General features: G+C 53.4%; 13 protein-coding genes. 10 read left to right on the top strand and 3 right to left on the bottom strand.

Annotated elements, in window-relative coordinates; all coding sequences use genetic code 11:
* Positions 1–4 precede the first annotated feature (4 nt).
* Genes ACHUE7_RS19400 through ACHUE7_RS19390 form a run of 3 tightly spaced genes read right to left on the bottom strand, consistent with a single transcriptional unit; the run spans position 5 to position 2883 of the window.
* Complete coding sequence (locus ACHUE7_RS19400) at positions 5–691, bottom strand: 4-carboxy-4-hydroxy-2-oxoadipate aldolase/oxaloacetate decarboxylase (protein WP_394171533.1); 687 nt, start codon at positions 689–691, stop codon at positions 5–7.
* A 36-nt stretch (positions 692–727) separates the two neighbouring features.
* Positions 728–1759, bottom strand: coding sequence for a CobW family GTP-binding protein (locus ACHUE7_RS19395; protein WP_394171532.1), 1032 nt, complete (start codon positions 1757–1759; stop codon positions 728–730).
* 14 nt (positions 1760–1773) lie between these two features.
* Complete coding sequence (locus tag ACHUE7_RS19390) at positions 1774–2883, bottom strand: zinc-dependent alcohol dehydrogenase (protein ID WP_394171531.1); 1110 nt, start codon at positions 2881–2883, stop codon at positions 1774–1776.
* Positions 2884–3093: 210 nt separating this feature from the next.
* On the opposite strand from ACHUE7_RS19390, the gene ACHUE7_RS19385 reads away from it, so the two are divergent.
* The 10 genes from ACHUE7_RS19385 to pcaQ all read left to right on the top strand — a co-directional run bounded on the left by ACHUE7_RS19385 (position 3094) and on the right by pcaQ (position 12348).
* Positions 3094–3387, top strand: coding sequence for a hypothetical protein (locus tag ACHUE7_RS19385; RefSeq protein WP_394171530.1), 294 nt, complete (start codon positions 3094–3096; stop codon positions 3385–3387).
* 74 nt (positions 3388–3461) lie between these two features.
* The gene (locus ACHUE7_RS19380) at positions 3462–4403 is read left to right on the top strand and encodes a substrate-binding domain-containing protein (RefSeq protein ID WP_394171529.1); all 942 of its coding nucleotides are present in this window, start codon (positions 3462–3464) and stop codon (positions 4401–4403) included.
* A 351-nt stretch (positions 4404–4754) separates the two neighbouring features.
* Positions 4755–5801, top strand: a complete 1047-nt coding sequence (locus tag ACHUE7_RS19375; RefSeq protein ID WP_394171528.1) for a Bug family tripartite tricarboxylate transporter substrate binding protein — start codon at positions 4755–4757, stop codon at positions 5799–5801.
* 83 nt (positions 5802–5884) lie between these two features.
* Complete coding sequence (locus ACHUE7_RS19370; protein WP_348476997.1) at positions 5885–7390, top strand: tripartite tricarboxylate transporter permease; 1506 nt, start codon at positions 5885–5887, stop codon at positions 7388–7390.
* A gap of 57 nt (positions 7391–7447) precedes the next feature.
* Positions 7448–7945, top strand: coding sequence for a hypothetical protein (locus tag ACHUE7_RS19365; RefSeq protein ID WP_394171527.1), 498 nt, complete (start codon positions 7448–7450; stop codon positions 7943–7945).
* A 72-nt stretch (positions 7946–8017) separates the two neighbouring features.
* The gene (locus ACHUE7_RS19360) at positions 8018–8623 is read left to right on the top strand and encodes a cupin domain-containing protein (RefSeq protein WP_394171526.1); all 606 of its coding nucleotides are present in this window, start codon (positions 8018–8020) and stop codon (positions 8621–8623) included.
* 49 nt (positions 8624–8672) lie between these two features.
* Positions 8673–9230 carry a cupin domain-containing protein gene (locus ACHUE7_RS19355; RefSeq protein ID WP_394171525.1) on the top strand — a complete coding sequence of 186 codons (558 nt, stop codon included), beginning with the start codon at positions 8673–8675 and terminating at the stop codon, positions 9228–9230.
* A gap of 123 nt (positions 9231–9353) precedes the next feature.
* Positions 9354–10349, top strand: coding sequence for an EamA family transporter (locus ACHUE7_RS19350; protein WP_394171524.1), 996 nt, complete (start codon positions 9354–9356; stop codon positions 10347–10349).
* A gap of 132 nt (positions 10350–10481) precedes the next feature.
* Positions 10482–11306 carry an IclR family transcriptional regulator gene (locus ACHUE7_RS19345; protein WP_394171523.1) on the top strand — a complete coding sequence of 275 codons (825 nt, stop codon included), beginning with the start codon at positions 10482–10484 and terminating at the stop codon, positions 11304–11306.
* Positions 11307–11394: 88 nt separating this feature from the next.
* A complete protein-coding gene (gene pcaQ / locus ACHUE7_RS19340; RefSeq protein ID WP_348476989.1) occupies positions 11395–12348 on the top strand; it encodes a pca operon transcription factor PcaQ in 954 nt (317 codons plus the stop codon).
* Positions 12349–12558 lie beyond the last annotated feature (210 nt).

The following is a 12558-nucleotide window of genomic DNA, read 5'->3' as shown; positions in this document are numbered from 1 at the left end:
GGAGTTACAGTTCATCGGCACTGTCGAGATAGACAAGACCTTTGTCGGCCAGGCGCGGACGCATGTTGTTCATGTCCAGACCCAGCTCACCCTTTTTGTAACGCGCGCGTATGCCGGCTTCCTTCTCATCGCGTGCTTTCGAAAGCCAGAGTACCTGGTCTGCTTCCGAGCGAGCTACAATGACCACACCATCGTCATCTGCGACCACCATGTCACCGGGGTTAACGATCTGGCCACCGCAGACCACAGGTATGTTCACGCTGCCCAGTGTTTCCTTGACAGTTCCCTGAGCAGACACACACTTCGACCACACCGGGAACCCCATGGCTCGCAAGTCTGCGATATCGCGGCATCCGGCATCAAGAATCAACCCTTTAATGCCCCGGGCCTGCATCAGTGTGGCGAGAAGGTCGCCAAAATAGCCGTCTTCACAGTGCGATGTGGGTGCAACGACCATCACGTCACCCGGCTGGCATTGTTCGATGGCGACATGGATCATCCAGTTGTCACCGGGCGGTATCGAGACGGTAACCGCCGGACCGGCAATGTGGGCGCCGGGGTAGATCGGGTTCATATTCGGAGCGAGCAGCCCCTTGCGACCCTGGGCTTCATGCACCGTGGCTACGCCCAGTGTCTGGAACGCATCCGCATGCGGTGCACGGGGAATGTTTTTGATCACAACATGTCTCATGAGTTGGGAACTCCTGTACCTTTGTTCGCCTTGTTATTAGAGGTTAGCCCGGCATCTTTCCAGTGCTGTCTGTAACGCATCGGGATCGAGCTGCCGGCCAATCCATACGATGGTTGTCTGGCGTTTTTCATCCGTTGCCCAGGCTCGTTGAAAGTCGCCTTCCACCATCATGTGAACGCCGTGGAAGACCATTTTTCTCGGTTCACCGGCAACATTGACGATGCCTTTCACCCGCAAAATGGTCTGCCCCTGCTCAGCGAGAAACGCCGTTAGCCAGGTCGACAGGCGTTCGGCATCCATCGGTGCATCCAGCTTGATAACACAGCTGGTGATACCACTGAGGTGAGCAGGGTGATCATGTGAGCCGTGATCATGGTCGCAATCATTGTCATGCTGGTGGCCAGGCTGCCCATGCGGTGGATTGCCATCAGGCGGTGTTAGCCCATCCAGTCGTGCCAGATCAAACCGGCCCTGGTTCAGAATGGCCGAGAGGTCAATGCCGGCCCGTTCGGTGGTAAAACGTCGGGCAAAAGGATTGAGCGTGGTAAGCAGCTGTAACCGTTGTTCGAGCACCTCGGGTGATACCAGATCGGTTTTGTTAAGGATGATCTGGTCGGCAAAGGCGATTTGCTCGGCCGCTTCCGAGCCCTGTTCGAGGCTTTGCGGCAAATGTTTGGCATCAACCAGGGTGGTAATACTGTCGAGTAGAAAATGTCGTTGGATTTTCGGGTCGACAAAAAACGTCTGGGCAACCGGCCCGGGGTCCGCCAGTCCGGTGGTTTCAATGATGACAGCGTCAAAATCGATCTGACGATCAATAAGCCGGTGCAGGGTTTCGATCAGATCTCCCCGCACGGTGCAACAGACGCAGCCATTGTTCATTTCGAACAGGTCTTCGTCGCTCGAGATTACCAGGTCACCATCGATCCCGGCCTCACCAAACTCATTGATGATAACGGCATAACGGTGATGCACGTCCTCGCTCAATATACGGTTCAGCAACGTTGTCTTACCGGATCCGAGGAATCCGGTAAGCAGGGTGACCGGGATGCGTTCTAGAGACGTCATAACCAGTTGCTGCCTTACATCCAGGGCATCAACGAGACATGAATGACGTCTTTCTCGCCTTGACCACCGACCGACTTAATGGCCCATTCCGTATCCTTCAAACCAAAGCGGTGCGTCGTAATCAGCTCCAGCGGGAACCGCTTGGATGCCAGTTGCTGCAACGCCAGTTCACAGGACTCGTAGTTGTGGCCCCGTGCCGCTTTGATGGTGATGTATTTGTTGGCGATCTTGCCCAGTGGGAAATTCGGGAAGTCGGCCATCTCACCCTGAATCAACAGGGTTCCACCTTTGCGTTTCAGCGCTTCGATACCCAGCAAGACCGGGATGGTACCGGCACCGGCGGTACAATCGAGTGACACATCGACGCCTTCACGGTTGGTGATTTCCATGATGCGTTCCAGCGGGTCTTCCTCATCCACAATAATGGTGTAGTCAGCCCCGAGTTTTTTCGCCACCTCAAGCCGCGCCCTGTCCTTTGACGTGCCGGTAATGATGATCAGCGACGCACCGGCTTGTTTGCAGGCCACGGTTTGTGCCAGGCCCTGCTGGCCAGGACCCTGAATCAGTACCCGCGAGTTATAGCCGACCTGACAGTCAAACAGGGCCCACTGAATGCCATTGGCCATGGGTGTCACAATGCCCGCCAGTTCGGCCGAGACGCCGTCCGGCACTTTGTGCAGTACGGCATTCCAGGGCAGGTACATGTATTCGGCAAACCCACCCCAGAGGTAAGGCTCACGTTTGAGCGGTGTATAGCCGTAACGTATGGCTTCCGGGTTTTTGCGCCAGTCCGTTCCGGCACACAGGCGGTATTCACCTTTATGGCACCACTCGCACTTGAAGCAGGGCACGTAGTGTTCGACAAACACCATGTCGCCTTCCCGGACCCCTTTGCGCGCCATGAATTGCGAGCCTGCTTTGGTGATGTAACCGATGTTTTCGTGACCCATGATGACCGGATCATCGGAAGGCGGATTGCTGTAGAGCTTTACATCGGTACCGCAGATTCCCGCCACTTCCACTTTCATCAACGCGCCATCAACAGGCACCTCGGGCATCGGGAAGGATTGGATCTCGGTGGTATTGGCTCGGGTGCGCACTGCGGCTCTGACTTGCTCGGACATATTACCTCCGCCCGTAACATCGGGTCTTTGAATTGGAGTGTTGGGTAATCCGCTGGGTAGCGTTTCTTGTATTGCATGGAGCTTAGCAAGTATAATTCCCCTGTGCAAAACAATGTTCACTATAAAGGAATATATGTCGGCTCAGTTGGATGAGAAACAGAAAGTTCCATAGCGTGAACAGAACCCCGTCATTCAAACAGGTCGAATTGCATGTTGCAGCCGTTTCATCAACCCGCCAGATCCAGTTCAGAACGGGTGGAATCATGGACGCGAGATCGTTTTGACCTGAGTAGCGATGCGCTGGTGGTGGTTGCCGATGTTCGCTGCCAGGTGCCGGGTTGCCCGCCCCGGGAAACCTTAGTTGCTTTTTGGCAACCGGGTGGCTTGCGCTACCGGTACAAGGTGTTCAAACCCGTAGCAGAGGTTGTAGAGGCAGACATACCAGTGAAGTGGCTGTTGCCATCACTCGAAGACGTGGCCGGCCTGGGATGCGAGTGTTGCTGAACAACGAGATGCCCGGCATTCCTGCATGAATCGCTCAGTTTGCAACTGACTGTAAAAATTCTGGAGAAGTCACCATGACGCGCACATTGAAAACACTGACACGAACCCAGGGTAATAATTACGCCATCAAACAGGGTGATCTACAGCCAGAGGGGTTCCGCTTTGAGTTTGAAGAGGTAAATCCGTTGCCAAAAGGCTTTCGCCGGATGGTTCGAAACCTGGATTTCGATGTCAGCGAGATGGCACTGACCACCTATTTGTGTGCGCGTGAGCATGGCGTGCGCTTTACGGCTTTACCGATTTTTCTGGTTCGAGAGTTTCACCACGGCGCCATCCTCCATAATCGGCTGGCGGGTTTCAGACATCCCAAAGATTTGGAAGGCCAAAGGGTAGGGGTCAATCGGGGCTACACCGTAACTACCGGGGTCTGGGCAAGGGCGATTCTGGAACAGGAATATGGCGTCGACCTGGACAGTATCACCTGGGTATTGTCGGGCGACGAGCACGTTTCGGCCTGGCAGGCGCCAGGTAATGTGGTACCACTGGAGTCGGGGCTGAACATGGAGGAAGAGCTGGTCAGTGGTCGACTGCCCGCAGCGATTGGCGTCCAGGTGGACCACCCGGAGGTTGAAACCCTGATTCCCAACGCATACGACGTTAGCCTGAAGGCTCTGAAGGAAGCCGGCCTTTACCCAATCAATCACCTGATAGTAATCCGCGATGACGTGCTTGCTGAGTATCCGGAGGTAGCCAAAGCAGTGTTTGATACCTTTGTTGAGTCCAAGACCCAATACCTCCGTCAACTCAACGCTGGGATCTGGTCGCATTCGTTTTCGACCGACCAACTGCACCGGGATGTGACACCTATTCTGGGCGATCCGTTGCCCTATGGTATCGAGTCGAATCGGCCCATGCTTGAGCTGCTGGTCTCTCAGGCACTGCGTCAGGGCATTCTCACCAGAAAGGTCAGCGTTGATGAGGTGTTTGCTGCCAGTACACGGCACCTGACCGGTTGACCTCCAGGCATAAAAAAAGGCGCCGTTAGCGGCGCTTTTTTTATGCCTGGAAACCAGGTTCTGGTGAAGACTTTCCGGCCCGAAGAACGCCATGAAAAGGTGGTTTCAAAACCAGAAGGTGATGATTCGTGTTGACTTCGAATTGCAACTTGCTATGGTAATCCATACCTCTATGGTGACTGTAGTTCTTCATAGAGGAACAATTCGAGCAAAAACAAGGATATAGCGCCACATCAGCGATGACTGGTGAGCGCTGACAAGGTGTAGCCGCCGGATTGAATGAACCAGTTCATATGGTTCGCACGACCCAAGCCCGTACAACAATAATTTTTTGGCGCAAAGGTGCATTCAATGAAAAATACACTGTTCCGAACTGCGACGGCTTTGGCCGTTATGATTCCCGCCCTGTTCATGGCAGGTCACAGCCAGGCAGAAGATCTCTCCGCTGCTGAAGCATTCTACGACGGCAACACGATCAACTGGATTGTCCCTTATTCACCCGGCGGTGGTTACGACGAGTATTCCCGGTTGATTATTCCCTACTTTGAAAAATACACCGGGGCCAGGGTTCGCTTACAGAACAATCCGGGTGCGGGTGGCATGCGCGGTGCGAACGACATTTATCGGGCACCGAAAGACGGCCTGACCGTTGGTATCGTCAATGGCAGCGCACTGGTGACGAATCAGTTGGCGGGCATTGAAGGGGCAATCTATCAGTTTGAAAACTACGGCTTTCTGGGCCGCATGGTTGCCGATCAGCGTGTGCTGGCCATTTCAACAACAGGTGAGTTCGATACCATTGAAGAAATGCTGGAAGCCGGATCCACCTTCAAGATTGGGGCGACTGGCCTGGGTGGCAGCACCTATGTGGATGCTCTGGTTGCCGGTGAACTGTTTAATCTGGATCAGGACATCATTCATGGCTTCGATAGCTCTTCCGTGATTCGCCAGGCCATGTTGCGTCGTGACATCGTTGGCATGTGGGGTTCTTATGGCAGCGCTATCCAGGACGTTGAAGATGGCATGCAAAAAATCGTTTTGCAGTCGGGTCAGGAGCGCACCGACGCCATTCCCGATGCACCCACTGTGCTGGAGCTTGCTGAGCGCATGCAAGTAGGGGACGAAAAAATGGCGGTACTGCGCGCCTGGCAGGGGTTGAATGATGTTGGTCGGCCGGTTGTTACTCCTCCTGGTATTCCTGCAGACCGCCTGGCATTCCTCCAGCGTGCTTTTGAACAGGCAATGAACGACCCCGAGATGATTGAAGAAGCTCAAAGTTCAGGTCGTGACCTGACATTCGCCAATGGTGAGCGGATGGCACAAATTGCCACCGATGCTGCCGTAATGCCCGAGTCAGCAGAAGCCTTCTTTGTCGAGGCAGTAGCAGGCGGAATCTAACGTTTGTTTATTGCCGTGCAGGCATCAGTGCTGGTTGTTTCTGACCAGATCGATGCCTGCCATTCACCTGTTCAGGAGTCAGTATGGGCATACTTGAAGGCTTTGTAAGCGGCCTGTTTCAAGCGTTTAGTTTCGATGTTTTTCCCTATTTATTGGTTGGTTCACTCTTTGGTTTGATTGTGGGTGTGATCCCGGGACTGAGCGGCCATTTTGCCATGGCCATGGCCATCCCCTTCCTGTACACGATGGAGCCGAACGCGGGTGTAGCCTTCATCCTTGGCGCACATGCGACGGTTGCACAGGGGGGTGGGATAACCGCTATTCTATTCAGTACGCCAGGTACCGGACAAAATGCGGCGACCATGCTTGACGGCCCACCCATGCGACGACAGGGACTGGGTGGTCAGGCAGTGGGTGCCGCCTTGCTGGCCTGCTTTATGGGGGCAACCTTTGGCGCGGTTGCGCTGGCCATACTGTTACCGGTTTTGCAGGAAGCTTCTCTGCTGTTCGGTCCACCGGAAATTGTGATTCTCTCCTTTCTGGCACTGACCTTCGTGGCCGTTTTGGGTAAAGAAGACATGGCAAGAAGCCTTGTTGCTGCATTGTTAGGCCTGATGTTGGCGATGGTCGGTTTAGACAATGTCACCAACCAGGCGCGTTTTACCTTTGATTCGTTTGCGCTGATCGATGGCTTGCCTCTGGTCCCCGTGATCCTGGGACTCTTTGCTGTATCTGAAATGTTCGATCTGTTCATTCGTGGCGGCAGCTTGTCAGACTCCAGTGACGGTAAAGCCATGAGCATGCGCGAAACCCAGCGCCAGATATTCAGCGGCATGAAAATCACATTGCAAAAATGGTGGTTGGTCATGCGGTGCAGTTCCATTGGTACTCTAATGGGTCTGGTGCCAGGGCTTGGCAGTGCACCGGCAGCCTTTGTTGCCTACGGTCATGCCAAGCAAACCTCGAAAGACAAAGCAAGCTTTGGCAAGGGTAATATAGAAGGGGTGATTGGGGCGGAGGCAGCGAACGATGCCGTGGAAGGCGGGGCGCTGGCTTCCACCATCGCTTTTGGCATTCCTGGTAGTTCGTCCATGGCCATTCTACTCGGAGGCTTATTTATTCTGGGTATGGAGACTGGCCCGAGGATGATGATATCTCATCTGGATATTGTCTTTGTCATGATCTTCACCATTGTCATTGGTAATTTGATCGGCACCATTTTTGGCATGTTTCTGGTGAACCCACTAACCCGCGCCACGTTTTTGCGGTCATCCATTCTTGTACCTGTTTTGATCTGCATTGTCTTTACCGGTGCCTATGTAGTTCACAACGCCTGGTTTGAAATGGTGATTGCACTGGTATTCGGCATTCTTGGGTACGTGATGAAAGAACTCAGTTATTCGCGTGCGGCCATGCTGATTGGTCTGGTGCTTGGGTATGCCATCGAGAAAAACCTGTACCTCGCTTTGCAATTGGATGGTCCGCGGTTCTACCTCGACCCGATACCATTGACACTGGTTGTGATAACACTTGTGTTCCTGGGTTGGAATATCTGGACATTCATTCGCGACCGGAAAAAGGAGGCTTGAGTTATGTCCAATGAACCTAAAAGCCCGGGACAAGAAGACCGGGAGGATAGCACCTTGGTGACTAAGGAAGTTCGTGTCGCAGAAGTAGTGTTCATCCTGTTTTTACTGGTCGTTACGATTGCTGCGATTCTGGAGTCACTGACTTACAGCTTGACGGCTGCCCGCACGCCTCTGGTCATTCTGACGCCTTTGCTGTTGCTGATCATGGGCATCAGCATACGGGAAGTCAGAGCGATGAAGCGGGAGTCGGCCAGTATAACGGCGACGGTAAAGCGGGCATTGACAGGTCAGTATCCGACACTCAACAAGTTTTTCGTCTTCAGTCTCTGGCTGATATTTCTGATCATTATGGTGATCGTACTGGGGCAGTACATAGCTATTGCCCTGTTTACCTGGCTGTTGATGCGTCCGGTTGGCAAAGAATCAAACTCTCTGTCGATCAAGGTGGCGCTAGGCCTTCCACTGGCAATTTATGGGCTCTTTGACCTGGTCCTCAACCTGGAGATGTTCCCGGGTATCCTGTACCAGTTGTGGGCCGGTTATGACGTCTTTTAGATCACAATACGCAGTACGGAGTAGGGTCGGCAAGGCCAGCCCTCTGAGTTGATTAACACGAGGTAGCAAACGATGGCATGGACAGAATCACAGTACTGGTTGGCTGGTGATGTTACTCATGACCTGTACCAGGATTTACTCGACGATGCAGCGACAGCCCCTGAGCGGGACAAGTTGCGCAAAAAAGTCGTTCGACCCGAAGAAATGCCCTGGGAAATGTCGAAGCAGGGTCTGCTTAAGCATTTGTTGCATGACAAAATGAATACCCGGATGGAGTCGGTCGACGCTTATATGCAGATCATTCCACCTGGCAGCCACTCTGGCAAGCACCGTCATCTCGCCGAGGAGTGTTTGTATGTGCTTGAAGGTAAGGGCTATGACCTGCATCAGGATTGTGATGTGGAAATTACTGACACTTATCACTGGAAGGCGCAAAACAGAGTGCAAAAATTTGAGTGGGAAGCCGGTGACATTATATACATTCCACCTAACACCATTCACCAGCATTTCAATGCCGACCCGGACCGGCCTGTCCGCTTGATTTCAGCGATCAACCGGATCTATAAGAAGTTCGGCTTAAACGATGTCGAGCAGCTCGAGAATGCCCCGGAATATGACCCGTCAGTCACCTTGAACGCCAAGGTCATACACGCTTACATCACCGGAAATTCCAAATAATAGTCGCTCCGCTCCGACAAGCGGGGTTGGCACACAGGAGTCTAATGAGATGGGTACAGAATCGCACTATCATAGCAAGAAGGACCGGGTTTTTGTTCGAGCCATTGCAGGTCCCTATAACCTGAACGATGAACTGCAGCGTTTGCGCGATATGCCGCGAGTGCGTAAGGGCAAAGAGATTAAGTTTCAGGATGGCCCCCAGGCGTATAGCCGACATTATGTGGAACCCAAAGATGGCATCACACAGACTTTTCACTTGCATCTGGAAGAATATGCTCCGGGTGGCAAGTCGCAAAAGCACGGCCATGTGAACGAAGCGGCGTTTTACATACTGGATGGCAAGGGCTATGAAATTCATGATGGCATTCGTTACGACTGGCAAGCAGGTGACATCGCCATTGTGCACAACAACTGCGTGCACCAGCACTTCAACGCGGACCCTGAGCGGCCGGCTCGGGCGCTGGTGATCAAGACCAAGCCCATGTATATGTTCATGAATATGCTCTTTCAACAGCAGGTGGAGCCCAGGCCTTCAGAACCCGCTCCCGGTGCAGAGGGTTTTGTAGAACGAGAAGCCGAAGATGACTATAACCACGGTGACTATTAACCATTCAATTCAATAGACTGACCGTATTAATTTCGCCGGAGCATTCATACTCCGGGTCATCTACCGCCGTTGTATTCGACAGGGCGGCGGTTTCTGTTGTCTCCATAAACCGGAGTGATTTCTATGTTGGGTGGTTTTCTCGCGTTGCTGTCAGCGATAACCTTTGGGTTCAATAATGCCAGTGTTCGTCGTGGTGTACTGAGTGGGTCCGTTCTGCAGGCGCTGGCCATTACGGTTCCCGTCGGTGTGCCTTTCTTCCTGGTAATGATACTGGTAACCGGGAATATCGGGGCGGTTACTGGTTTAACCACCGAAGCCTTTCTCTGGTTGGCGGCAGCTGGGGTATTGCACTTCGTGATCGGTCGTTACTGCAATTACCGCTCGACCAAAGCGATCGGCGGCAATCTGTCAGGCCCCTGGAAGCAATCGAATCTTATATTGGCGCTCGTTCTGGCCATCGTGTTTTTGGGCGAGGTGCTAACACCACTCAAAGTTGCAGGCATCGTTCTTATTCTAATGGGCGCCTATTTCACGTCAAAAGCTACCTTCAAAAAGCCGAAACCGGCTAAGGAGGGGGAACCAAAGCCGGAACATCCGGAGTTTGAACCCAGTTACCGGGAGGGCTACAGCTTTGCCTTGTTGTCAGCCGTTGCATACGGTTCTAGCCCGATCCTGGTGCGTATGGGGCTGGAATCACAGGGCCCCGGTACCAGCTTCTGGGGAGGGCTTATTTCGTACTCGTCAGCAGCGCTGGTCATTGGCCTGATACTGTTGCTTCCCGGACGCTGGAAGCATGTTCGTGAGGTGGGACAATCATCTGTTCGCTGGTTTTCACTGGCGGCCATACTGGTTGGTTTCTCACAAATGTTCAGATACATGGCGCTGGCCATTGCACCGGTGTCCGTGGTCACCCCGATCCAGTCTACCTCGGTGGTATTCCGGGTAATATTCGGTTGGTTAATCAACCGCAATACGGAAGTCTTTGGGGCCTGGGTGGTTCTGGGCGTTCTGGTAACCATGCTTGGTGTGTTGGGCTTGTCGGTATCGACAGAGATAGTAACCGCTAACTTACAGCTTCCGGACGGTATCATGCGGCTGGTCGAGTTTAGCTGGCCCTGAGTCAGGCGGTTGCCTGGTTCGGGCGTCGTCTGGTTATTTTTCGCTCATATCGGTATAGTTCAGACCCAAAATACGTTTACAGGCCCGGCCGGGGCTCTGGCGGGCCTGACTGATGAAGAATACAAGGACAGCATGAGCGAATTACGACGCATCAATCAAGCGACTGAAAAAGCGGAAAGCAAGGTCGATGACAAAAAGAGCCGTGGGTTGTCCTCACTGGCCAATGCCATTGCGCTGCTGAAAACCTTCAGTGAAAAAGACGTTGAGCTGGGGATAAGCGAACTGTCCAAGCGGCTGGGACTTGCCAAGAGCACGGTGCACCGGATGGCGACCACACTGGTGATTGGCGGCCTGCTGGAAAAGAACCCGGCCAACGACAAGTATCGCCTGGGGCTGACCCTGTTCAGTCTGGGCGGTCTGGTGCGCCGGCGTCTGGATGTGCCCAGTGTTGCCAGACCAATCCTGCAGGAACTGAAGAGCGAATTGAATGAAACCGTTTTGCTCGGCGTGCTGGATGGTCCGGAGGTGGTGTATCTGTTCCACTTTGAGAGCACCCATGCCATTCGCATGCAGTCGGATATTGGTGTTCGAAAGGGCTCCCTCTGTACCGGTGAGGGCCAGGTGATGCTGGCTTTCAAGAGCGATGTCGAGATCGATAAGGCGCTGTCGGGTCCAATCGAACGGAGAACGAATTTCACCATCACCGACCCTGAGCAGCTGCGCAAGAAATTGCTCAAGATCCGCGCTCAGGGATATTGTGTTGAAGATCAGGAAAGCGAAGTTGGTATGAGGTGCATAGCGGCCCCCATTTTCAATATGAACGGTGAGGTAGTCGCTGGTATGGGGCTGGCGGGCCCGATTCACCGGATGGACGACGATACCATCATGCGCTACGTGCCCCATGTTCAGGATACCGCCCGTGCGGTCTCTCAGCGACTGGGCTATCGTCCCTTCTGATCGTGCCCCGGGGCGGTTCTGTAATTGCGGGCTTACCCGAGCCCGTATCTGCTATGCTTGCCGCTGCCAAGGTGAGTAATTACACACTATGTCTACCTTACACACACCCAAAAGCCCGATCATCGACAACCGGATCAAATTCCGGCATTTGCAATGCTTCATTGAGGTGGTTCGACAGGGTGGGGTGGTGCGGGCTGCCGACTATCTTTCGCTTACTCAGCCTGCCGTTTCAAAGAAATTGCGCGAGCTTGAGGAGATGCTTGGCGTTGAGCTGCTGAATCGCCAGCGCAAGGGTGTCGAACTGACCCGCTTCGGTGAGGTGTTTTTACGTTATGCCCTTAACAGTACCGATGCCTTGCGTGAGGGTATTGACCGGGTCAGTGCTTCCAGCAGAGCAGAGCATTCGCCGGTTGTTATTGGCGTATTGCCAACGGTCGCGACCACCGTCATGCCCAAAGCGTTGCGTGCCTTTAAAGCCATGATGCCTTACGCCGATATCACCTTGCTAAATAGTAGCAACAAAATGTTGCTCGATGCATTGCGCATGTCGGAACTGGATCTGGTGGTAGGACGGTTGTCTACACCTGCGCAGATGCAGGGTCTGGTGTTCGAGCAACTGTATCAGGAACGCGTGGCCATCGTAGTGCGGCCAGGGCATCCGGTACTCAAAGAGTCACTGATATCGCTGGAAGTGCTTTCCGATTACCCAATACTGATGCCACCTCCGGACTCCGTGATTCGCAGCCTCGTTGATCAGTTCATGATACTGAACGGTATTCGACCCAACGCGAATCGCATCGAAACCATCTCTCATGCATTTGGCCGTTCTTATGTGCGTGATACTGATACTGTCTGGCTCATCTCGCATGGGGCTGTTGATGCTGATATCAACGAAGGGCGACTCGCCGAGCTACCCTATGACTTCTCATCCACTCTGGGACCCGTAGGCATCGCAACCCGTGTTGACAGCCATCCAAGCGAGGCTCAACGCCTCCTGATGGACCAGGTACGCCTGGTTATACAGAGCATGCACACACCCTGATATATCGAAAACGTTTCGTTCAGAGTCATTTTTCCTACCAGCGTTTTGTGCCGCCGAGCTATGGTCAGGTCAGAGAACGTGCGTTCCTTGATGCATGTCAATATTTGCAGCGGAGAACAGAGCGTTCCATCAGCGCAGTCGCTCGAAAAATAGCTCTTCCTGCGAGCTTGGTCCTATATACGGTATTGTTGTAAGCAGGTAGGTAAATCT

The organism is Saccharospirillum alexandrii (assembly GCF_043641555.1).
GTDB lineage: Bacteria > Pseudomonadota > Gammaproteobacteria > Pseudomonadales > Natronospirillaceae > Saccharospirillum > Saccharospirillum alexandrii_A.
This window is presented reverse-complemented; position numbering and strand designations above follow the sequence as displayed.